General features: G+C 70.9%; 19 protein-coding genes and 1 riboswitch. Of the genes, 12 read left to right on the forward strand and 7 right to left on the reverse strand.

Annotation, left to right across the window (positions count from 1 at the left end; translation table 11 throughout):
- Positions 1 to 2 precede the first annotated feature (2 nt).
- Positions 3 to 443 (forward strand): anti-virulence regulator CigR family protein, encoded by a 441-nt coding sequence (locus PotMrB4_RS14515; RefSeq protein ID WP_074971711.1) that lies wholly within the window; start codon positions 3 to 5, stop codon positions 441 to 443.
- A gap of 6 nt (positions 444 to 449) precedes the next feature.
- Here the strand turns inward: PotMrB4_RS14515 and metC are convergent, their stop codons facing one another.
- The 3 genes from metC to PotMrB4_RS14530 form a co-directional block, all read right to left on the reverse strand.
- Complete coding sequence (metC, locus tag PotMrB4_RS14520; protein WP_172433708.1) at positions 450 to 1,628, reverse strand: cystathionine beta-lyase; 1,179 nt, start codon at positions 1,626 to 1,628, stop codon at positions 450 to 452.
- A gap of 493 nt (positions 1,629 to 2,121) precedes the next feature.
- On the reverse strand, positions 2,122 to 2,316 hold the full coding sequence (locus tag PotMrB4_RS14525) for a hypothetical protein (RefSeq protein WP_172433709.1): 195 nt from the start codon (positions 2,314 to 2,316) through the stop codon (positions 2,122 to 2,124).
- 119 nt (positions 2,317 to 2,435) lie between these two features.
- On the reverse strand, positions 2,436 to 2,795 hold the full coding sequence (locus PotMrB4_RS14530; RefSeq protein WP_160482561.1) for a hypothetical protein: 360 nt from the start codon (positions 2,793 to 2,795) through the stop codon (positions 2,436 to 2,438).
- A gap of 239 nt (positions 2,796 to 3,034) precedes the next feature.
- Between PotMrB4_RS14530 and PotMrB4_RS14535 the strand changes: the two genes are divergently transcribed.
- The gene (locus PotMrB4_RS14535; protein ID WP_172433710.1) at positions 3,035 to 4,156 is read left to right on the forward strand and encodes a mechanosensitive ion channel family protein; all 1,122 of its coding nucleotides are present in this window, start codon (positions 3,035 to 3,037) and stop codon (positions 4,154 to 4,156) included.
- Here the strand turns inward: PotMrB4_RS14535 and PotMrB4_RS14540 are convergent.
- Positions 4,141 to 4,662: a CinA family protein gene (locus tag PotMrB4_RS14540; RefSeq protein WP_044402706.1), complete on the reverse strand. Its 522-nt coding sequence runs from the start codon at positions 4,660 to 4,662 to the stop codon at positions 4,141 to 4,143. The genes PotMrB4_RS14535 and PotMrB4_RS14540 overlap by 16 nt on opposite strands.
- 276 nt (positions 4,663 to 4,938) lie before the next feature.
- Between PotMrB4_RS14540 and glgA the strand changes: the two genes are divergently transcribed.
- From glgA to PotMrB4_RS14590, 10 genes are read left to right on the forward strand one after another with little or no spacing between them, the layout of a single operon-like run.
- Entirely contained in the window at positions 4,939 to 6,486 is a 1,548-nt protein-coding gene (gene glgA / locus PotMrB4_RS14545; protein ID WP_074971717.1) for a glycogen synthase GlgA, read from the forward strand.
- The gene (gene treZ / locus PotMrB4_RS14550; protein WP_172433711.1) at positions 6,486 to 8,249 is read left to right on the forward strand and encodes a malto-oligosyltrehalose trehalohydrolase; all 1,764 of its coding nucleotides are present in this window, start codon (positions 6,486 to 6,488) and stop codon (positions 8,247 to 8,249) included. Before glgA ends, treZ begins: the two co-directional genes overlap by 1 nt.
- The gene (gene malQ, locus PotMrB4_RS14555) at positions 8,246 to 10,315 is read left to right on the forward strand and encodes a 4-alpha-glucanotransferase (protein WP_172433712.1); all 2,070 of its coding nucleotides are present in this window, start codon (positions 8,246 to 8,248) and stop codon (positions 10,313 to 10,315) included. The genes treZ and malQ overlap by 4 nt, the downstream gene beginning before the upstream one ends.
- Positions 10,308 to 13,103, forward strand: a complete 2,796-nt coding sequence (locus PotMrB4_RS14560; protein WP_172433713.1) for a malto-oligosyltrehalose synthase — start codon at positions 10,308 to 10,310, stop codon at positions 13,101 to 13,103. Before malQ ends, PotMrB4_RS14560 begins: the two co-directional genes overlap by 8 nt.
- Entirely contained in the window at positions 13,100 to 13,414 is a 315-nt protein-coding gene (locus tag PotMrB4_RS14565) for a DUF2934 domain-containing protein (RefSeq protein WP_172433714.1), read from the forward strand. The genes PotMrB4_RS14560 and PotMrB4_RS14565 overlap by 4 nt, the downstream gene beginning before the upstream one ends.
- Before the next feature lie 25 nt (positions 13,415 to 13,439).
- A complete protein-coding gene (gene glgX / locus PotMrB4_RS14570) occupies positions 13,440 to 15,566 on the forward strand; it encodes a glycogen debranching protein GlgX (RefSeq protein WP_172433715.1) in 2,127 nt (708 codons plus the stop codon).
- Complete coding sequence (locus PotMrB4_RS14575; protein WP_172433716.1) at positions 15,566 to 16,588, forward strand: acyl-CoA dehydrogenase family protein; 1,023 nt, start codon at positions 15,566 to 15,568, stop codon at positions 16,586 to 16,588. Before glgX ends, PotMrB4_RS14575 begins: the two co-directional genes overlap by 1 nt.
- A complete protein-coding gene (locus PotMrB4_RS14580) occupies positions 16,585 to 17,337 on the forward strand; it encodes a PIG-L deacetylase family protein (RefSeq protein ID WP_172433717.1) in 753 nt (250 codons plus the stop codon). Before PotMrB4_RS14575 ends, PotMrB4_RS14580 begins: the two co-directional genes overlap by 4 nt.
- Positions 17,334 to 17,945 (forward strand): class I SAM-dependent methyltransferase, encoded by a 612-nt coding sequence (locus PotMrB4_RS14585; protein WP_107328693.1) that lies wholly within the window; start codon positions 17,334 to 17,336, stop codon positions 17,943 to 17,945. Before PotMrB4_RS14580 ends, PotMrB4_RS14585 begins: the two co-directional genes overlap by 4 nt.
- On the forward strand, positions 17,942 to 18,598 hold the full coding sequence (locus PotMrB4_RS14590) for a glycosyltransferase (protein WP_172433718.1): 657 nt from the start codon (positions 17,942 to 17,944) through the stop codon (positions 18,596 to 18,598). The genes PotMrB4_RS14585 and PotMrB4_RS14590 overlap by 4 nt, the downstream gene beginning before the upstream one ends.
- Here PotMrB4_RS14590 and PotMrB4_RS14595 read toward each other — a convergent pair.
- The 3 genes from PotMrB4_RS14595 to PotMrB4_RS14605 all read right to left on the reverse strand — a co-directional run bounded on the left by PotMrB4_RS14595 (position 18,568) and on the right by PotMrB4_RS14605 (position 21,866).
- Positions 18,568 to 19,779, reverse strand: a complete 1,212-nt coding sequence (locus tag PotMrB4_RS14595; RefSeq protein ID WP_172433719.1) for a GGDEF domain-containing protein — start codon at positions 19,777 to 19,779, stop codon at positions 18,568 to 18,570. The two genes, PotMrB4_RS14590 and PotMrB4_RS14595, sit on opposite strands and share 31 nt — an antisense overlap.
- A 33-nt stretch (positions 19,780 to 19,812) precedes the next feature.
- Positions 19,813 to 20,712: a LysR family transcriptional regulator gene (locus PotMrB4_RS14600; RefSeq protein ID WP_139233661.1), complete on the reverse strand. Its 900-nt coding sequence runs from the start codon at positions 20,710 to 20,712 to the stop codon at positions 19,813 to 19,815.
- A 470-nt stretch (positions 20,713 to 21,182) separates the two neighbouring features.
- Entirely contained in the window at positions 21,183 to 21,866 is a 684-nt protein-coding gene (locus PotMrB4_RS14605) for an energy-coupling factor ABC transporter permease (RefSeq protein WP_044402672.1), read from the reverse strand.
- 53 nt (positions 21,867 to 21,919) lie between these two features.
- A riboswitch (cobalamin riboswitch) is annotated at positions 21,920 to 22,115 on the reverse strand.
- Positions 22,116 to 22,440: the final 325 nt, after the last annotated feature.

Consider the following 22,440-nt stretch of genomic DNA (forward strand, 5'->3'; position numbering starts at 1 on the left):
TCATGCACACCCCGAACCACCGCCCGCTGCTGCTCGCCTGCGCCCTGTTGCTGGCGGGCGCGAGCGCCTCCGCCCTGGCGTCGCCCGGCAATGGCAACGGCAAGGGCAACAACGGTCATGGCAACGGCAATGGGCACGGCGGCCACGGCAATGCGGCCACCCAGTCGGCGGGGCCGAGCATCGACCTCGGCGGCATCCGCATCGTCCTGCAGGACAACCGCGACTACTGGAGCCCCGGCGCCTCGCTGCCCCCGGGCATCCGCAAGAACCTCGCGCGGGGCAAGCCGCTGCCGCCCGGCATCGCCCGCAAGCTGGACGGCCGCCTGCTGCAGCGGCTGCCGTCCTATCCCGGCTACGACTGGGTGCAGGCCGGGACCGACCTGCTGCTGGTGGCCGTGGCCACCGGGCTCATCCAGGACGTCCTGCACGACGTGCTGGACTGAACCGCCTCAGCAGGCCGCCAGCCGGGCGAAGCCCTCGGCCAGGTCGGCCTTGAGGTCGTCCATGTCCTCCAGGCCGATCTGCAGGCGCAGGCAGAAGCCCGGCTCCGTCCAGGCCGTGGCGGTGCGGTAGCTGCGGCAGTCGAAGGGGATCACCAGGCTCTCGTAGCCGCCCCAGGAGAAGCCCATGCTGAACACCCGCAGGTGGTCCAGCATGGCCGCCAGGCCCTCGCGGCTGTAGCGATCCTCCAGGACGATGGAGAACAGCCCCGAAGCCCCCGTGAAGTCACGCTTCCAGTGCGCATGCCCGGGGCAGTCCTCGAAGGCCGGGTGCAGCACGCGCTTCACCTCCGGCCGGGCCTTGAGCCAGTGGGCCATTTCCAGGCCCCGGCGCTGGGCCTCTTCCAGCCGCAGCTTCAGCGTGCGCAGGCCGCGCAGCGCCAGTACGCAATCCTCGGCCCCCGGCAGCATGGACATGCTGTCGTAGGTGGCACGCAGGGCCGGCCAGCATTCGGCGTTGGCCGTCACCAGGCCCAGCAGCAGGTCCGAATGCCCACCCAGGTACTTGGTGCCCGCCTCCACCGTCAGGTCGATGCCCAGGCCATGGGCCCGCAGGAACAACGGTGTCGCCCAGGTGTTGTCGAGGATAGTGCGCACCCCGCGCCGCCGCGCCACCTCCACCAGGGCCGGCAGGTCCGGCACTTCGAAGGTCTGCGAGCCCGGCGCTTCGAGGAACAGCGTGGTGGTCTCGGGGCGCATCAGCGCCTCGATGCCGGCGCCGATCATCGGGTCGTAGTAGGTGGTGGTGACGCCGTAGCGGGCCAGCATGTGGTTGCAGAAATGCCGGGTCGGCCGGTAGACGCTGTCCGGCACCAGGATGTGGTCACCCGCGCGGGTGGTGCTGAACAGCGCCAGGGACACCGCGCCCAGGCCCGAGGGCGAGAGCACCGTGCCAGCGGCGCCGGCCAGTTGGGTCCAGGCATCTTCCAGGTTGGCGAGGGTGGGCGTGCCGGCGGTGCCGTAGGAGAAGCGCGCGCGGCGCTGCTCGATGTCGTCGAGGGTCTTGTAGATGACCGTGGAGCCCCGGTACAGCGGGCCGTTGACGAAGCCGTACTGCTCGGAAGGGTCGCGCCCGAGCATGGACAGCTGGGTGCCGATGCCGAAGGAAGGGATGTCGTCTCTGTTCATGTGCCTGCAGCCTGTCGGGGCCCGGCGCACATGGCCGGGCAAAGGCCGCGATGCTAACCGATTGATCATGTCCCAGCACCGTCCTGCGGGGTCAGGCTGATTACCGAGCCCTGCTGATGTCGCCTGTTTCGCCTTGCCTGGCGAGTTTCTTTTTTCAGTCGCCAAAAAAGAAACCAAAAAGGCTCGCCCCTGCATACGGGTCCCGCTGCGCGGGACTTCCCTCGCTCCATCGTCGCTCCAGGGGCCCGCGCTGACGGGCCATCCCTGGCCCGACAGCGCTCTCGCGACATCCATGTCGCTCAACCCCTTCCACGACGATTCCGTTCGGCCTCCTGAAGGGGCAGCATCCCCGCATCACTTTCCTTCGCCAGGCACAAGTCCGATGTGCGCAAGAACCCCTCCTGTTCCTTTCATGTAGGCAAGTGCTTGTATGGCTTTTCAAAGGCACACCAGAAAATGAATGCATATCTGGCCTAGCGGCGAGAGACAGATCTCAGCCCCGTGAATCACCCGGCTCGCCCCGTCGTTCGACGGTGACGGCGTTGCGCTCCATGAGCAGGCTGCCCGGTGCGGGTTCGTCGCGACGGGCCAGGCTGCCCGAGCCTTCCGGGCGGGTGCCGGGGCGTACGGCGCGTTCACAGGTGGTTCCGAACCGGTAGGCATCCGCTGCGGCGATCGGGCGTTCCATGGGTGTTCCCTCGGGTGGCGATGGAGCTTGGAAGCCCCGTGCCGCTGTGCGTTCGCCCCAGCCGCCGAACGGTCGCCAGACGCAGCGAGCCCCACCGGAGTGGGGCTCGTTGGCAAGGGTTACCAGTGCGGGCCACCCCAGCGGTGAGGCGGGCCGTAGTAACGGGGCCCGGGCCCGTAGTAGCGCGGCGGCGGGGCGTACACCGGCACGCTCTGGTAATACACCGGCTGTGCCGGATAGACGTAGACCGGCGGCGGTGGCGGCGGCGCCACGTAGACGGGGGCCGGCTGCACGTACACCGGAGCGGGTTGTTCCACATAGACCGGCGCCGGACGGGACGCGACGATGGCTCCGCCGACCACGGCCCCCACGACGGCGCCGACGATCGCCGGGCCGGCATCATGCCCATGGGCGGACGCCTGGCCGGCAAGTGCGGCGGCTCCCACCAACAGGGCCACCTGGGGCAAACGACGAAACATGGTTTTCCTCCTGCCCGGCGGGACAGGTGCCGGGATGCCTGTTCAGACCGCAACGGCGAAAAACGGATCGCAGCGCCCGGGTAAAGGTTGTGTAAGGACGACGAACGGCCAGGGCGATTCACCCGAACCCCCTCCCCCTCACCGGGTCACTAACAGGGAGTCCCCAACCGTTGGCCCGACGCGTCGCTGCCTCGCCGAGCGCCCCGGCCATCGAAAACCCGCCCTTCCAGGAGTGCCCCATGCCCGAAGCCTGGCTGCCCCACCTGCCCTGGCCCGAGTTGCGCCTGCTGCTCACCGTCCTCGCGGTCTTCCTCGTCCTGTCCCTGGTGTCCCGCGCCGTCCTGCGGGTGTTCGAGCGCCTGACCCGCCCCGTGCTGTTCCTGCGCGAGCTGCTGCAGCGGGTGCGCCGCCCGCTGTACCTGCTGCTGCCGCTGCTGGGGGTGCAGACGGTGCTCAGCTCCGCGCCGGACGACCTGCTGTTCATCGAGCCGCTGCGCCGCCTCACCTCCCTGGTGCTGATCGGCACCTTCACCTGGCTCGGCCTGCGCGCGGTGGACGCGGTGCAGCAGGTGATCCTGCTGCGCCACCCGGTGGACATCGCCGACAACCTGCAAGCCCGCCGCATCCAGACCCAGACCCGCGTGCTGGTGCGCACTCTGAGCTTCTTCGTGGTGCTGTTCGGCGTGGCCTGCATGCTGATGACCTTCCCCACCGCCCGGCAGCTGGGCACCAGCCTGCTGGCCTCGGCCGGGGTGGCCGGGCTGGCGGTGGGTTTCGCCGCCAAGCCGGTGCTGGGCAACCTCATCGCCGGCCTGCAGATCGCCCTGACCCAGCCGATCCGCCTGGACGACGTGGTGATCGTCCAGGGCGAGTGGGGGCGCATCGAGGAGATCACCGGCACCTATGTCGTCGTACGCATCTGGGATGACCGCCGCCTGGTGGTGCCGCTGCAGTGGTTCATCGAGAACCCCTTCCAGAACTGGACCCGGGTCGGCGCGTCGATCACCGGCGCGGTGATCATCTGGGTCGACTACGCCCTGCCCCTGGAGCCCCTGCGGCGCGAGCTGGACCGGCTCTGCGGCGAGCAGCCCAAGCTCTGGGACGGCCGCGTCAGCGTGCTGCAGGTGGTGGACGCCACCGACCGCGCCATGCAGCTTCGGGTGCTGGTCAGCTCCGCCGACTCCTCGCGCAACTGGGACCTGCGCTGCTACCTGCGGGAGAACCTCATCAGCTTCGTCAACCGCAACTACCCCGACAGCCTGCCGCGCATGCGGGCCGAACTGCGCTCGCTGCAGCCGCCCCAGGCCCCGGCAGTTGGCGACGGCCCCATCGCCGGGCCCGAGCGTCAGCCGCCGGTCTGATCCACCGGCTGGCGCACCGCCCAGGCCTGGTGCAGGCGCTCGTAGTAATAGGGCAGCTGCAGCAGGCCATGGCGGGCCGCCTGCTCGCGCACCGTGTTGCGCTCCCCGTCGAAATGGCGCTGCTCGCTCACCACCCAGGGCTCGCCGTCCAGGTACATGGCGCAGGCGAAGCACACCAGCCCATCCGCCTCGCCGGCGCCTTCGGCCAGCCCGGTGTTGGCCAGGGCCACACCGGCACGGTCGGCGGCCTCCAGCGCCCCCAGGGCCATTTCCCGGGCGACTTCCTCGCTGGTCAGGCCGAAGCGCTCCATGGTGTCCGGCGACACCCCCAGGCAGCGCTGCTTGGCCTCGGGGGAGTACACCACGTAGCCCGCGTCCAGCACCTGCCCGCACCCGGGCACGTCCGCGAGGATCGACGTCATCAGCCCCGCCGTGCAGGACTCGGCGGTCACCAGGGTCAACTGGTACCGCTCCAGGAAGCTCACCACCTGCTCGACATGCTGCATGGCCCTTTCCTCCGTTCGCTGTTGCTAGCTATGAAGGCCGGCCCCGGGGCCGAGTTCCCCCCGCAGCGCCACCGTCCGGCGGAGGCCGCCGGGAAATAAAGTCGAAACTATCCCGCCGGGCCTCCGGTCTCGATTCATGTGGGGAGCGGACGTCTGCGTCGGGACCTTCAACTCATCTTCCAAGCGGCCGGCGGCCCGGACCGCCAGCAGTGATAGATGGCTTGCGCCCCGGCGCTCCGCCGCCCCGTTCAGGGATATTCGAAAGCGGAGGATGGTATGGGAAATGCGGTAGTGAGCCTTCAACTCGAAGGCCTGGGGTCCACCCTCGCCAGTCGGCCCCAGTTGCACGTGGAAAGCCTTGGAACCAATAGCCAGAAAAAACGAATCCTCTTCGTCACCTCGGAGTTCGCCGACCTGGTCAAGGTCGGTGGCCTGGGGGACGTTTCCGCTGCCCTGCCCCGAGCCCTCGCCTCCCGCCACGACATCCGCGTGCTGATCCCCGGCTACCGCTCGGTGCTGCACAGCGGCCACCCGATCCGGGTCATCGGCCGCCTGCCGGGGCACGCCGCCCTGCCGCCCTGCCGGGTCGGGCGCATGGACCTGCCGGACGGGCTGATCGTCTACGTGCTGATCTGCCCCGAGCTGTACGAGCGCGAAGGCACCCCCTATGGCGACGCCCATGGCCGCGACTGGGCCGACAACCACATTCGCTTCGCCCGCCTGGGCCTGGCCGCCGCCGACCTCGCCGGCGGCCAGGCCGGCCTCAGCTGGGTGCCCGAGCTGGTGCACGCCAACGACTGGCCCAGCGGCCTGGCGCCGGCCTACCTGGCCTGGCGCGGCCAGGCCACCCCCAGCGTGTTCACCATCCACAACCTGGCCTACCAGGGCCTTTGCGACCCCCACAGCGCCCCCGAGCTGGGCCTGCCGGAGCAGGCCTTCCGCCCCGAGAGCATGGAGTTCTACGGCAAGCTGTCGTTCCTCAAGGCCGGCATCGCCCACGCCCGGCACACCACCACGGTGAGCGACAACTACGCCCGCGAGATCACCACCGAGGCCTTCGGCTGCGGCCTGGAAGGCATGCTGCGCCAGCGCGTCGCCGAAGGCCGCCTGAGCGGCATCACCAACGGCATCGACGAGAGCTGGGACCCGCGCAGCGACACCCACCTGGTGGAAGGCTTCGCCCCCCGCGCCTGGCAGGGCAAGCAGGCCAACCGCCGCTACGTGGAGCAGCTCTACGGCCTGGACAGCGAACCCGCCCCGCTGTTCGCCGTGGTCTCGCGCCTGGTGCAGCAGAAAGGCATCGACCTGACCCTGGAGATCGCCGACCGCATCGTCGCCCAGGGCGGCCGCCTGGCGGTGATCGGCCGTGGCGAGCCCGAACTGGAGCTGGCCATGGAGGCCCTGGCGCAGCGCCATGCCGGACGCATCGGCGTGCGCGTCGGCTTCAACGAGACCGACGCCCGCCGCCTGTTCGCCGCCAGCGATTTCCTGCTCATGCCGTCGCGCTTCGAGCCCTGCGGCCTGAGCCAGATGTACGCCCAGCGCTTCGGCTCCCTGCCCATCGCCCGCTGCACCGGCGGCCTGGCGGACACCATCGAGGACGGCGTGACCGGCTTCCTGTTCCGCGAGCCCGATGCCGCCAGCTACTGGGACGCCGTGCAGCGCGCGCTGAACGTCTACCGCCACCCCGAGCTGCTGGACGCCATGCGCTGCCAGGCCATGGCCGCGCCGCTGTTCTGGCGCGAGTCGGTGCTGCCCTACGACCAGCTGTACCAGCGGCTGATCGGCCAGCGCGTCACCCTCGCCAGCGGAGGGGCGCGCTGATGTACCCGGTCACACGCAGCCACGGCGCCTGGCTCCAGGACGACGGCAGCACCCGTTTCGCCCTCTGGGCACCGGATGCCCGCCAGGTGGAACTGCGCCTCGCCTCGGGCGAGACCCACCCCATGGCTCCCCACGCCGACGGCTGGTACAGCGTGCAGCTGCCGGTGGGGGCCGGTACCGCCTACCGCTTCCGCATCGACGGCGAACTGGAGGTGCCCGACCCGGCCTCGCGCCGCCAGCTGGACGACGTGCACGGCGACAGCGAGGTGCAGGACCCGTCCCGCTACGCCTGGCGCTGCACCGAGTGGAACGGGCGCCCCTGGCACGAAGCGGTGATCTACGAACTGCACGTCGGCCTGCTCGGCGGCTTCAGCCAGGTCACCGCCCTGCTGCCCGGCCTCGCCGAACTGGGGGTGACCGCCATCGAACTCATGCCCCTGGCCGAATTCCCCGGCGCGCGCAACTGGGGCTACGACGGCGTGCTGCCGTTCGCCCCGGAATCCTCCTACGGCACCCCCGACGAGCTGCGCGCCCTGGTGGACCGTGCCCACGAGCTGGGCCTGATGGTGCTGGTGGACGTGGTCTACAACCACTTCGGCCCGGACGGCAACTACCTCGGCCGCTACGCCGGCGCCTTCTTCCGCGACGACCGCCACACCCCCTGGGGGCCGGCCATCGACTTCCGCCGTGTGCAGGTGCGCGACTTCTTCTGCGAGAACGCGCTGATGTGGCTGCTGGACTACCGCATGGACGGCCTGCGCCTGGATGCGGTGCACGCCATCCCCGACCGCGACTTCCTCGTCGAGCTGGCCGACCGCGTGCGCCGCGCCACCGCCGGGCGCCACGTGCACCTGGTGCTGGAGAACGAAGACAACGCCGCCAGCCTGCTGGAACAGGGCTTCGACGCCCAGTGGAACGACGACGGCCACAACGTGCTGCATGTGCTGCTCACCGGCGAGGACGAGGGCTACTACGCCGACTTCGCCCGCGAACCCACCAGCCACCTGGCCCGCTGCCTGGGCGAAGGCTTCGTCTACCAGGGCGAGACCAGCCCGCGCGGCGCCCAGCGCGGCGAACCCAGCGCGCACCTGCCGCCCACCGCCTTCGTGCTGTTCCTGCAGAACCACGACCAGGTGGGCAACCGCGCCCTGGGCGAGCGCCTGGCCAGCCTGGCGGAACCCGCCGCGCTGCGGGCCAGCGTCGCCCTGCTGCTGCTCAGCCCCATGGTGCCGCTGCTGTTCATGGGCGAGGAATGGGGCTCCGAGCAGTCCTTCCTGTACTTCACCTCCCACAACGAAGCCCTCGGCCAGGCCGTGCGCGAAGGCCGCCGCGCCGAGTTCGCCGCCTTCAGCGCCTTCACCCGGCCCGAGCAGCGCGACGCCATCCCCGACCCCAACGATTTCTCCACCTTCAGCCGCTCCATGCCCGACAGCGCCGCTGCCACCGAAACCGATGCCGAGGCCTGGCGCCGGCTCTACCAGCGCCTGCTGCAGGTGCGCCATGCCCACCTGGTGCCGCGCCTGCCGGGCAGCCAGGCCATCGGCGCGCGGGTGCTGGAGGACAAGGCCGTCTCCGCCGGCTGGCGGCTGGGCGACGGCAGCCACCTGCGCATCGACCTGAACCTCTCGGCGGTCACCGTGCGCACCCCGCTGCCCCACCCCGAGGCCCGCACCCTGCATGCCGACGGCATCGACGACGCCGACTACCGCCAGGGCGTGCTGCCGCCCCACAGCGTGGTGGTCACCCTGGAGGACCCGCGATGAGCGACGCCCAGCTGGAAGCCCTGGCCACGGCGGCGGGGTTCAGCGTCCACTGGACCGACGCCGACGGCCGCCCGCAACAGGTCGCACCCGACAGCCTGCGCGCGCTGCTGGAGGCCCTCGGCTACCCGGCCCAGAGCGAGCAGCAGATCGCCGGCAGCCTGGCCCACCTGCAGGCCCGGCATGAGGCCGCCACCCTGCCCCGGCTGCTGACCCTGGACCAGGGCCAGCCCCTGGCGCTCGACGCCCATGCCCGGCCCGGCGCCGCCTTCCGCGTCCAGCTGGAAGACGGCGGCGTGGTGGATGGCCACCTGGACGACCAGGCGCGCCTGCCCGCCCTCACCGCCTGGGGCTACCACCAGCTGCACCTGGGCGACCAGGCGGTGACCCTCGCCGTCGCCCCGCCGGCCTGCCCCAGCGTCGCCCAGCTCAGCGACCACCGCCGCCGCCACATCTGGGGCCTGGCGGCCCAGCTGTACGGCCTGCGCCGCCCCGGCGACGGCGGCCTGGGGGATACCCAGGCCCTGGAAGAGCTGGTGCGCAGCGCCGCCGCCCAGGGCGCCGACGCCATCGCCCTGAGCCCGGTGCACGCCATGTTCAGCGCCGACCTGCAGCGCTACAGCCCCTATTCGCCCTCCAGCCGCCTGCTGTTCAACGTGCTGCACGCCGCGCCGGCCAGCATCCTCGGCGACCGCGCCTGGCGCGAGGCGGTCCTCGCCACCGGCCTCGGCCCCGAGCTGCAACGCCTGGAGTCCCTGCCGCTGGTGGACTGGCCGGCCGCCTCCGCCGCCCGCCTGCAGCTGCTGCGCCAGCTCTACCAGGGTTTCGCCGCCGGGGAGAACCTGCACAGCGTCGACTTCGACAGCTTCTGCCAGCACGCCGGCGACGCCCTGTTGCAGCACTGCCGCTTCGAAGCCCTGCACGGCTTCATGAGCCGCAGCGGCCTGCCCACCGACTGGCGCACCTGGCCGGAGCCCTACCGCGACCCCGCCAGCCCGGCGGTGCTGCGCTTCGCCGAAGAGCATGCCGACGAAGTGCGCTTCCACGCCTTCGCCCAGTGGCTGGTGGCGCGCGGGCTGGACCGCGCCCAGAGTGCCGCGCGCGGTGCCGGCATGGCCGTCGGGCTGATCGCCGACCTGGCCGTGGGCGCCGACGGTGCCGGCAGCCAGGCCTGGGCGCGCCAGGCCGAACTGCTGCCGTCGCTGACGGTGGGCGCCCCGCCGGACATCCTCAACCGCAGCGGCCAGGCCTGGGGCATCTCCGCCTTCTCCCCCGAGGGCCTGCGCCAACAGGGCTTCCGCGCCTTCATCGAGATGCTGCGGGCCAACCTCGCCCACGCCGGCGGCCTGCGCATCGACCACGTAATGGGCCTGCAGCGCCTCTGGGTCCTACCGGAAGGCGCCGATCCCCGGCATGGCGCCTACCTCAACTACCCCCGCGAAGACCTGCTGCGCCTGCTCTGCCTGGAAGCCACCCGCCACCGCGCGCTGATCGTCGGTGAAGACCTCGGCACCGTGCCCGAGGGGCTGCGCGAAGCCCTCGGCCGGCGGCTGATCCTCGGCATGCGCGTGCTGCTGTTCGAGCAGGCCGACGGTCGCTTCACGCCGCCCGACGCCTGGCCGGCGGATGCCCTGGCCACCACCACCACCCACGACCTGCCGACCCTGCGTGGCTGGCTCGCCGGACGCGACATCCACTGGCGCGAGGCCGCCGGCCAGACCCGGCCCGAGCAGGCCGAGGCCGACCGTGAGCACCGCCAGCGGGAACGCCAGGCCCTGGAAAGCGCCCTGCACGCCAGCGGCCAGCGCCACGACCAGGCCCCCGAAGACGACCTCGATGCGGCCATCGCCTTCATCGGCAGGACCCCCGCGCCCCTGGTGCTGCTGCCCCTGGAGGACGCCGTCGGCAGCGAGGAGCAACCCAACCTCCCCGGCCCCGGCGACCTGCACCCCAACTGGCGCCGGCGCTGGCCGGAGGCCGCCGCCAGCCTGCTCGAACGCCCCGAGGTGAGCGCCCGCCTGCAGCGCCTCGACCACACCCGCCGGCAACAGGAACACCCCCATGACTGAACTGCGTGCCACGCTGCGCCTGCAACTGCACGCCGGCTTCACCCTCGACGACGCCCGCGCCCAGGTGCCCTACTTCGCCCGCCTCGGCGTGAGCCACCTGTACCTGTCGCCCGTGCTCCAGGCCCGGGCCGGTTCCACCCACGGCTACGACGTGGTCGACCCCACCCGGGTCAACCCCGAGCTGGGCGGCGAGCCGGCCCTGGAGCGCCTGGTGGCCGCCCTGCGCGAGCACCACATGGGGCTCATCCTCGACCTGGTGCCCAACCACATGGCCGTGGGCGGCGGCGACAACCCCTGGTGGCTGGACGTGCTCGAATGGGGCCGCGCCAGCCCCTATGCGCAGTTCTTCGACATCCAGTGGCAATCCCACGACCCGCTGCTGCGCGGGCAGCTGCTGATCCCCTTCCTGCGCAGCGACTACGCGGAAGTCCTCGCCGCCGGCGAGGTGCGCCTGCATTACGACGGCAGCAGCGGCGCGCTCTACGCCCAGCATTTCGACCACCGCTTCCCGCTCTGGCCGGCCACCTACGGCGAGGTGCTGCGGCGCGCCGACGACCCGGCATTGCAGGCCCTGGCCGCCAGCTTCGACGCCCTCGAAGGCTCCGCCGACGCCTGGCAGCGCGCCCGGGAGCTGCGCCAGGCCCTGGGCCGCGCCGCGCCGACCGGCGAGGCACTGGCGAACGCCCTGGCGGCGTTCCGCGGCGACGACCCGACGGGCTTCGAACGCCTGCACGCCCTGCTGGAGCGCCAGCACTACCGCCTGGCCAGCTGGCGCACCGCCGCCGACGACATCAACTGGCGGCGCTTCTTCGACATCAACGAGCTGGGCGGCCTGCGGGTGGAACGCCCGGAGGTGTTCGAAGCGGTGCATGCCAAGGTCTTCGAGCTGATCCAGCGCGGCCTGGTGGACGGGCTGCGCCTGGACCACGTCGACGGCCTGGCCGACCCGCGCGGCTACTGCCGCCGCCTGCGCCGCCGGGTGCAGCGGCTGGCGGCACAACGCCCGGCCGGCCTGGCGGAGCAGCCCTTCCCCCTCTACGTGGAGAAGATCCTCGGCCCCGACGAGGCGCTGCCCGGCGACTGGCAGGTGGACGGCACCACCGGCTACGAATTCATGAACCAGGTGTCGCTGCTGCAGCACTCGCCCCTCGGCGAATTGCAGCTGTGCGGCCTGTGGAGCGAGACCAGCGGGCGTTCGCCGCGCTTCCTCGACGAGGTCCGCGAGGCCCGCGAACTGATCCTCGGCAGCAACCTCGCCGGCGACCTGGAGAACCTCGCCCAGGCCCTGCTGCAGGTGGCGCGCAGCGACCTGGCGACCCGCGACCTGACCCTCGGCGGCATCCGCCGGGCGCTGCACGCGCTGATCGGTCAGTTCAGCGTCTACCGCACCTACGTCAACGCCTGCGGCCGCTCCACCCAGGACCAGCGACTGTTCCGCCAGGCCTTCGACGCGGCCTGCGCCGAACTGGGCGACGCCGACCGCCCGCTGCTCGACCACCTGGAGCGCTGGCTCGGCGGCGAACCGCTGCGGGCCGTGCCCCTGGCCCAGCGCCGGATGCGCCGGCAGGTGGTGGCGCGCTTCCAGCAGCTCACCGCGCCGGCGGCGGCCAAGGCCGTGGAGGACACCGCCTGCTACCGCTCGGCGGTGCTGCTCTCGCGCAACGACGTGGGCTTCGACCCGCAACGCTTCAGCGCCCCGCTGGAGGCCTTCCACGCGGCCTGCCAGGCCCGCGCGCAGAGCTTCCCGGACAACCTGCTGACCACCGCCACCCATGACCACAAGCGCGGCGAGGACAGCCGCGCGCGCCTGGCGGTGCTCAGCGAGCGCGCTGCCTGGTTCGCCGAGTGCTGCGAACAGTGGCGACGCCTGGCCGCGCCCCTGCGCGAAGCCACCGGCCCGCTGGCCATCAGCCCCGGCGACGAGCTGGTGCTCTACCAGTGCCTGCTGGGCAGTTGGCCGCTGGACCTGGCAGCCGACGACCACGCCGGCCTCGCCGCCTACCGCGAGCGCCTGCTGCGCTGGCAGGAAAAGGCCCTGCGCGAAGCCAAGCTGCAGACCAGCTGGAGTGCCCCCAACGGCGACTACGAGGGCGCCTGCCGTGCCTTCCTCGACAGCCTGCTGGGCAGCGATGCCGCCGCCCAGCTGCGTCGCGTCATTGCCGACGCGGCCATGGCCATCGCCCCCGGCGGCGCCCTCAACGGGCTGGTGCAATGCCTGCTGCGCATGACCACGCCAGGGGTACCGGACCTCTACCAGGGCACCGAGTTCTGGGACTTCAGCCTGGTGGACCCGGACAACCGCCGGCCGGTGGACTACGCCGCGCGCATCGACGCCCTGGGCACCCTGCGCGACCAGGCCGACCTGCTGCTGGGCTGGCGCGACGGGCGCATCAAGCAGTGGCTGGTCGGCAGCGTGCTGTCGGTGCGCTACGCCCGCGCCGGGCTGTTCGCCCGGGGCGACTACCAGCCCCTGCCGGTGCACGGCGAACACGCCGAGCGGGTGATCGCCTTCGCCCGCCAGCGCGACGGCGAATACCTGGTGGTGATCGCCCCGCGCCTGGTGGATGCCTTGCTGGAAGGCACCGAGGTGCCCCAGGTGCCGCCCCTGCGCTGGGGCGATACCCGCGTGGAACTGCCCTTCGACCCGGCCACCGGCGCCCTCGCCGGTGTGTTCAGCCGCGAGCCGCCCCAGGTGGGTCCCGAAGGCCTGGCCCTGTCCCGGGCGCTCGCCGACTTCCCAGTCAACCTGCTGTGTTTCCGCCCCCATGCCACAGGAGTCATGCCATGAACACCGACGATCAGCGCGTCCGCGAACTCGCCTACCAGATCTGGGAATCCGAGGGCCGTCCCCACGGCCAGGACGCTCGTCACTGGGAGATGGCGCGCAAGCTGGCCCAGCGCGAGAAGCCCCGCGACACCCCGCCGGAACCCACCTCGCGGCCGGCCAGCAAGCCTCGGGCGGTGGACACCTCCTCCGGCCCGGTCACCCCCACCCGCCGCCCTCGGGCGGCCAAGCCCGCCGCCAGCGAGGCCGAGGAAAAGCCCGCCCTGCTGAAGAAACCCCGCGCCCCACGCACCCCCAAGACACCCAAAGCCTGACCCCAGGCCGTACAGGAGCCACCACATGAGCAGGCAACGCTCACGGATCACCGAAGGCCACCCCTTTCCACTCGGCGCCACCTGGGACGGCCTGGGCGTGAATTTCGCGCTGTTCTCCGCCCACGCCACCAAGGTCGAGCTGTGCCTCTTCGACAGCAAGGGTGAGCGGGAACTGGAGCGCATCGAACTGCCCGAGTACACCGACGAGATCTGGCACGGCTACCTGCCCGACGCCCACCCGGGGCTGATCTATGGCTACCGGGTACACGGCCCCTACGAACCCGACGCCGGCCACCGCTTCAACCCCAACAAGCTGCTGGTGGACCCCTACGCCCGCCAGCTGGTGGGGCGGCTGCGCTGGTCGGAGTCGCTGTTCGGCTACACCATCGGCCACCCGGACGCCGACCTCTCCTTCGACGAGCGCGACAGCGCGCCCTTCGTGCCCAAGTCCAAGGTGCTGGACCCGGCCTTCACCTGGCCCGAGCAGAAGCCGGTGCGGGTGCCCTGGGACTCCACGGTGATCTACGAGACCCACCTGCGCGGCATCAGCATGCGCCACCCTTCGGTGCCGGAGCACCTGCGCGGCACCTTCGCCGGGCTGATGAACGCCGACCTGCTGCAGCACGTGCGCTCCCTGGGCGTGAGCAGCATCGAGCTGCTGCCCATCCATGCCTTCGTCAACGACCAGCACCTGCTGGAAAAGGGCATGAACAACTACTGGGGCTACAACACCCTGGCCTTCTTCGCGCCGCACCCGGCGTACCTCGCCAGCGGCCACGTCAACGAATTCAAGGAGCTGGTGGCGCACCTGCACGACGCCGGGCTGGAGCTGATCCTCGACGTGGTCTACAACCACACCGCCGAGGGCAACGAGCTGGGCCCGACCCTGTCCATGCGCGGCATCGACAACGCCACCTACTACCGTCTCATGCCCGATGAGCGGCGCTACTACATCAACGATTCCGGCACCGGCAACACCCTCGACCTGAGCCACCCCTGCGTGCTGCAGATGGTCACCGACTCCCTGCGCTACTGGGCCACGGAGATGCGCGTGGACGGCTTCCGCTTCGACCTCGCCACCATCCTCGGCCGCCACCCCCACGGCTTCGACGAGCGCCACGGCTTCCTCGTCGCCTGCCGCCAGGACCCGGTGCTGAGCAAGGTCAAGCTCATCGCCGAACCCTGGGACTGCGGTCCCGGCGGCTACCAGGTGGGCGGCTTCCCGCCGGGCTGGGTGGAGTGGAACGACCGCTTCCGCGACACCGTGCGCGCCTTCTGGCGCGGCGACCCCGGCCAGGTGGCGCACCTGGCCCGGCGGCTCACCGCCTCCGGCGACCTGTTCAACCAGCGCGGCCGGCGGCCCTTCGCCTCGGTCAACTTCATCACCGCCCACGACGGTTTCACCCTGCGCGACGTGGTCAGCTACGACCACAAGCACAACGAGGCCAACGACGAGGACAACCGCGACGGCAGCGACAACAACCTGTCCTGGAACCACGGTGCCGAAGGCCCCACGGACGACCCGGAGATCCGCGAGCTGCGCCTGCGCCAGATGCGCAACCTGATGGCCACGCTGCTGTTCTCCCAGGGCACGCCGATGCTGGTGGCCGGCGACGAGTTCGGCCGCACCCAGCACGGCAACAACAACGCCTACTGCCAGGACAACGAGATCGGCTGGGTGGACTGGGAGATGGACGACGAAGGCCGGGGCCTGCTGGACTTCACCCGGCGCCTGATCAGCCTGCGCCGCGCCTACCCGATCCTCCGCCGGGGCCGCTTCCTGGTGGGCGACTACAACGAGGAGCTGGGGGTGCGCGACGTCACCTGGCTCGCCCCCGACGGCGAGGAGATGACCCCCGAGCAATGGGACGACGGCCACACCCGCAGCCTGGGCGTGCTGCTGGACGGCCGCGCGCAGCCCACCGGCATCCGCCGCAGCGGTGCCGACGCCACGCTGCTGATCCTGCTCAACGCGCACCACGAGGGCGTGGCCTTCCAGCTTCCGGAAGTGGCCCAGGGCGTGGCCTGGGTGTGCCTGGCGGACACCGCCCGCCCGGATGAGCGGGGCCTGGCCCGGCACGAGTTCGGCGAGGAGTTCGTGGTGACCGGCCGCGCCCTGGTGCTGTTCGAGCTGCGCAAGGAGGTCGACTGATGGCGGGCGGCTTCTTCCTCGACCGCCTGCGCCTTGCACTGGAACCCCTGCCGGTGGACGACACCGCCGCCCTCGGGCAGGCGCTGCGGGAGCTGGTGGCCGCCGGGCTGGACTGCCTGCCGCAACCCGGTGACGGCGCCACCCTGGACCGCTGGCGCGCCCTGGCCCGCGTCGCCGCGCGGGACCTGGGGCTGTGCAAGCTCTACGAGGGGCACACCGATGCCCTGGCCATCCTCCACGAACTGGGGGCGGACGCACCGCCGCCGGACAGCACCTGGGGCACCTGGGCCGCCGAACCGCCGGACGCCCGGGTCCACCTCAACGGCCGCACCACGTCCCAGGATGTGCGCCTGGATGGCCGCAAGGCCTGGTGTTCCGGCGCCCGGGTGCTCAGCCATGCGCTGCTCACCGCCTGGGCCGAGGACGGCAGCCAGCAACTGGTGGCCGTGGCCCTGGACCAGCCGGGCGTGGCCTTCGAGGACGGGGTCTGGCACGCCTGCGGCATGGGCACCACCGGCAGCCACAGCGTGCTCTTCGACCAGGCCCGGGGGCACTGCGTCGGCCCGGCGGACGGCTACCTGCACCGGCCGGGCTTCTGGCACGGCGGCGCCGGCATCGCCGCCTGCTGGTTCGGCGCCACCCAGGCGCTGGCCGAAGCCTTGCGCCGACGCTGCGCCGAGCAGGGCGAACCCCATGCCCTCGCCCACCTGGGTGCGGTGGACGCGCAGCTGTATGCCGCCGGCTGCGCCCTGGCCGATGCGGCGGAATGGATCGACGCCCACCCCCTGGAGGACGCCGAGCACATCGCCCGGCGCCTGCGTGCGGTGGTCGAGGCGGCCGCCGAAGCCACCCTGCTGCATGTCGGCCACGCCCTGGGCGCGGCGCCCTATTGCCTGGACCCGCACCTGGCGAGGCTGCTCACCGACCTGCCGGTGTACCTGCGCCAGAGCCACGCCGAACGGGACCTGGCGGCATTGGGCCAACTGGCCGCCCAGGCGCCGGCCGGAGTCTGGCTGCCATGAGGGCCGACCCCGCCTGGGGCTTCGGCACGCCGCTGGCGGCCTGGCAGGCCTCGTCACACCTGGCGCAGGTGCCCACCCTCGACGCAGCGGAAATGGTACGCCCCGGGCAGCGCGCGGTGATCGTCGCGCCCCATCCGGATGACGAGGTGCTTGGCTGCGGCGGGCTGATTCAGCAGCTGGTGCAGCTGGGGCGCGCGTGCCAGGTGATCGCCGTGACCGATGGCGAGGCCAGTCACCCCGGCTCCCGTGCCTGGCCGCCCAACCACCTGGCCCGGATACGCCCGGAGGAAAGCCGCGAGGCACTGCGGCGCCTGGTGCCGGACCGGGACATTCCCTGCTGGCGGGCCGGCCTGCCGGACGGCGGGATCGCTGCTGGTGAACAGGCGCTGGCCGACTGGCTCGGCCAGCGCCTGCGGGCAGACGACGTGGTGTTCACCACCTGGCGCGGGGACGGCCATCCGGACCACGAGGCCTGTGGCCGGGCCACCCTGGCCGCTGCCCAGGCGGTGGGCTGCCACGTCTGCGAGTACCCGGTGTGGGCCTGGCACTGGGCCACGCCGGAAGACCCGCGCCTGCCCTGGGAGCGGGCCCGTCGGCTGCCCCTCGATCCCTCTCAACGGGCGCGCAAGCAGCGGGCGGTGGCGGCCTTCGCCAGCCAGCTGGGCGCCTCGCCGGACGGCCACGGGCCGATCCTCGACGACGCGGCCCTGGCGCGCCTGCTGCAACCCTTCGAACTGGTGTTCATATGAGCGTGGGTGATGCCTATTTCGAGGCGCTGTACCAACGCAGCGCCGACCCCTGGGCCTTCCGCCGCCGCTGGTACGAGCGGCGCAAGCGCAACCTGGTGCTGGCGGCGCTGCCGCGCGGCTTCTACGAGCGGGTCTTCGAGCCCGGCTGCGGCAACGGCGAGCTGAGCCTGCGCCTGGCCGACCGCTGCCACGAGCTGCTGGCCTGCGACACCTCGGAGCGGGCGGTGGAGCTGGCCCGGCGGCGGGTGGCGCGCAAGCCCAACGTGCGCTTCGTGCAGGCGCGCCTGCCCCAGCAATGGCCACGGGGGCGCTTCGACCTGATCCTGTTCAGCGAGCTGGGCTACTACCTGGACCCGACGGACCTGCAGCGGCTGGTGAAGCAGGCGCGCGCGTCGCTGACCGAGCAGGGCACGCTGCTGGCCTGCCACTGGCGCCCCGCCATCGAGGGCTGCCCGCTGACCGGCGACGACGTCCACGGCTACCTGCGAGGCGCGCTGGACATGCCCCGGCTGCTCTATCACGAGGAGCCCGACCTGCTGCTGGAGGTGTGGAGCCGCGACGCCACCACGGTGGCCCAGCGTGAAGGCCTGCGCGAGGGGCCGGCATGATCGGCGTGGTGATCCCCGTGCATGACGAAGAAGCCCACCTGGGTGCCTGCCTCGACTCCGTACTCCTTGCAGCCACGCACCCAGGGCTGGGCGGCGAGCCGGTGCGCGTGCTGGTGGTGCTGGACAGCTGCAGCGACGGCAGCGCCGCCATCGCTCATGCCTACGGGGTGGAGACGCGGGCGCTGCAGGCGCGCAACGTGGGCCGTGCGCGAGGCGAAGGGGCGAGGACGCTGCTGGAAGCCGGCGCCCGCTGGATCGCCTGCACCGACGCCGACAGCGTGGTGGATGCCAACTGGCTGGTGGACCAGCTCGAAATGGGGGCGGAACTGGTCTGCGGCACCGTGCAGGTCACCGACTGGGACGACCTGCCGGAGCACATCCGGGACCGCTATGAGCAGCACTACTGCGACGCTGACGACCACCGCCACGTGCACGGCGCCAACCTCGGCTTCTGCGCCCGCGCCTACCTGCGCGCCGGGGGCTTTGCGCCCCTGCCGGCCCATGAGGACGTGCACCTGGTGCAGGCCTTCGCCCGGATCGGCGCACGCATCGCCTGGAGCGCACGGCCCCGGGTGTACACCAGTGCCCGGCTGCTGGGGCGCGCGCCGGAGGGCTTCGCCGGCTACCTGAGGGCGCTGCTGGCCTCCTCCTGAAGCGGCACCGGCGAACCCTCCACGGCCACGCAGCTGCGGTTGCGGCCCAGGCGCTTGGCCTCGTAGAGCAGCTCGTCGGAGCGGCGGTACATCAGCGCCTCGCTGACCGGCAGGTGGAACAGGCAGGCACCGACGCTCACGGTCAGCACCGGGGCGGCTGCCGATCGGGCATGGGGGACTTCCAGGGCCCGCACCTGCTGGACGATCCGCAGCGCCACCGTTTCCAGATGGGCCTCCTCCACGTCGTAGAGCACCAGGGTGAACTCCTCGCCACCCAGCCGCGCGGCGATGTCCAGCGGGCGGCGGGCGAAGGCCTCCAGCACCCCGGCCACCGCGCACAGGGCGGCGTCTCCGGCCTGGTGGCCGTAGTAGTCGTTGTACTGCTTGAAGTAGTCGAGATCGATGATCAGTTGGGCCAGGCTCGCGCGCTCACGCGCGGCCAGGCCCAGCACGGTCTGCACGTGCTGGTCGAAGGCGCGGCGGTTGTGCAGGCCGGTCAGCGGGTCATGGCTGGACTGCCACTTGAGCAGCTCGCGCAGGAGGAACTGCTCGCGCTTGACCTGATCGCGGATGTAGCCCCCCGTGGCACAGGCGAGGATCGACAGCAGGAACACCAGGGATACCGAGCCGTACTGCTCGGGTGCCTCTGCGGCGTACACCGGGTAGCCCACCAGCAGCCAGAGAGCGAACAGCGCCAGGGCCACCAGCAGGCTGCGACGGAAGCTGATGCCCAGGGGGAAGAAGGCCGCCACGCCGAGCAAGGCGAAGATGCCGTCGGAGAAATACAGGCCCTTGATGCGGTAGATGAAGATCGAGGCCATGCCACCGGCCAGCACCAATAGCAGCACCCACGAGGCGAAGCGCACCGAGTAGGCCTCGATGCCGCGCAGCAGCATCTGCAGCACCAGGCCGGTGAGCAGCAGCAGGATGCCGACCCGCACCCCCGCCAGCAGTACCAGCCAGCCATCGAGACCGGCCTGCAGGTCGAAGTGCAGCAGGTCCAGCCCCATGAACAGCGCCCACACCAGCAGCACCACCACGGCCGAGGCCTTCTGGAACGGCAGGAAATCCCGCGTCAGCGATTCGCGGTACTGCTGCTCCAGGCGGGGCGGAAAGCGCGGACGCATGAAGGTCCGGCCCTGGTGTGCCTGGTACAGCTGCTCGTTGTCCGGATCGCGCATTCCCTACTCTCCCCCCGGCGGCGCCGGTCCCCATCAGGCATGCCCGGTCTGCACCAGGTCGCAGGCCTGCTGGGCCGTCGCCACGGCGAAGTCGAGCACCGCACGCCCGCAGGCCGAGAGCGTGCGGTGGCTGGAATAGGCGGCATGCAGCGCCCGCCCGCGTACGGCGTAGTCGGGCAGGATGCGCACCAGCTGCTCCTTGCGCCATTCCGCGGCCAGGGTGGACAGCAGGGCGATGCCCGAATCGTTGATCGCTGCATTGAGCAGGGCCGAGCTGGACGTGGTCGCCAGCCGCCCGTTAGGGCGCAGGCGATAGGTCCGGCGGCCGCAGCTCGAATGCAACTCGCAGCTTTGGACGTTCTTCAGGTGCAGGCAGGCATGTTCGGCCAGGTCCTCCACCCGCTCCGGCACGCCGTGCATGGCCAGGTAGCCGGGGCTGGCGTAGAGACCCAGCTCCAGGTCGAACAGCTTGCGTACCACGTAGGCGTCGTTCTTCAGCTCACCGAGGAAGAACAGCAGGTCCAGCCCGTCCAGCACCAGGTCCGGCTCGTGGTCCGCCACCACCACGTCCAGTTCCAGCCCCGGGTGCTGGCGCAGGAGCTGGCTGAAGAAGCCGTTCTCCTGGCATTCGAAAAAACCCGTGGGCACCTGGATGCGCACCTGGCCGACGATGCCCTGGGCGTCGTCACGCAAGGTGGCCAGGGCGTTGCCCAGGTGGTCGATGCTCGTCTTGCATTTCTGGTAGAGCCGCTCCCCATCGGCCGTGCAGCGCAGCAACCGGGTGGAGCGGAGAAAAAGGGCCGTGCCGAGACTGCGTTCCAGGCTCATCAGGCGGCGGCTGAGGGTATTGGCAGGTATCCCTAGTACCCTGCTTGCTTTTGCGAAGCTCCCTGCCCGTACGATCTGCACGAATAAAGCCAAGTCATCCAGCATCTTCACCAACTTCGAAACTCGTCGAGACTTATCCGCGTCGTGCAGTTTTCATGCTAACAGCCGTATTTTTTGCAGAGAACCTACATTTCCGGACTGCCAATCTCCATTTTTCGAATGAACTTAGTCGGCAAGTAGCGCGCTAACTGCCGTGCTTTGCGAGGTCGATTCAATGGCGCCGGACTTTTGTCAAGGAGTGCGCCAAGCCCACACGCGGCGGGGCTTTCAGCAGTTCGAGGGAAAATTTCGTATTGAGCCGGACGAAACTTGGAAGTTGGCCAAGTTGTGAGCGATGGGATTAATCCGGGGAAGTTGTCATGTGCCGCCGTTTACTGGCGAACTTGGATGTTGCGAGGCGTCGGAAAGTCGTCACATTCACAGCCATGTGAAACTTGGGCGACGGAAACAGGACAGATTCGAAGGGTAATGACGAGGCCGCCCGTCCATTGCAGCCGGGCGGCAGGTGTGTCGGATCAGGCCGCGGCGTGGTGCAGGCGGACGTTAAACAGAGGGCCCTGGCTGTAGCGCGACAGGGTCTTGGCCAGGGCCAGTACGCCCAGGTCGATCAGCGGTTCCACCAGGATCACGCTCATGTAGGCCAGGCCGAAGGTGCTCACCGAGGCCAGGGTCTCGGCGGTGAAGCCGTGGCCGTAGAAGGCCCAGAAGGCCACCCAGGCGACGATGCCGCCCTGGTAGGCGGTGGACAGCGCCAGGGCCTGGCTGTAGCGGGTTTCCACGTAGGCGGTGCGAGCCGGGATGATGCGGTTGGCCAGCAGGCTGATGCCCCACAGGGGCACCAGCAGGGTGGTGACGTTCATGCCGTACTGCGGCAGGTCGAAGGGGGCGAAGAACAGGCCCTGGACCAGCAGCCCGGCGGCCAGGCCGATGGCGGCCGCGCCGGCGCCGAACATCAGCAACAGGGTCGAGCCGAGGATCAGGTGGACCTCGGAGACGCCCACCGCGTGATGCGGGAACACCTCGAAGAAGCAGAACACCAGGGCCGTGGCGATCAAACTGCGCAGGGCCAGGGCGCTGATGCCGCCGTTGGTGCGGATGCTGTCGTAGGCCATCTTGGCGGTCAGGCCGAAGGCGGTGACGGCGGTGCCATAGCTGAGCAGGAGCTTGGCGCCTTCGACGACGCCGGGTTCGATATGCATGTGCGGTTCCTTGCCGCGCCCACCGCGCGGTGACCAGTTCTAGGGGTCGGGCCTCGTGCCCGTTACGGATGGCAGGTCTCCTGGCTCGCAGGTCAATGCTCCACCCACCTTCCCGGCCGGGGCCAGTGGTGCTTCGGGTTTCGCTCGCTGCTTACAGTTGCGGGGGCAGCCATGGCCTGGGCGTTGCGCCGCACCATGTTCCCTGTTGCTCCGGGCGGTTGCCCGGAAACCATCGGCGGCCATCTTACTGGCGGGCCTGCGGGCGGCAAAGGCAAATTTTTGCGCCCCTGCGAGCGCCCCGTGCGCCTCCCTGCCTGCGACAGTCCGCCACAGTCGACTTTCCCCTGCCAGCCAGGCGCCACCCGCAGGCCTCCGGGCGCCCGGGGTGTGGCAGCTCGTCGCAGTCGGGCCGCATCGGGGGCCCTTGCTAGCATCCGTCCCGCAGCGCCCCAGAGGCCTGCCAAGTGCATGCGGGCGCCATGAGGCGCCCGGTAGTCATCCAGGGATCGGACAGCTCGGCGCCATGCGGCACAGGTCGTTCCCGGAACCACTCGACAACAACAGGGACCGACGC

This window comes from Metapseudomonas otitidis, from assembly GCF_011397855.1.
GTDB lineage: Bacteria > Pseudomonadota > Gammaproteobacteria > Pseudomonadales > Pseudomonadaceae > Metapseudomonas > Metapseudomonas otitidis.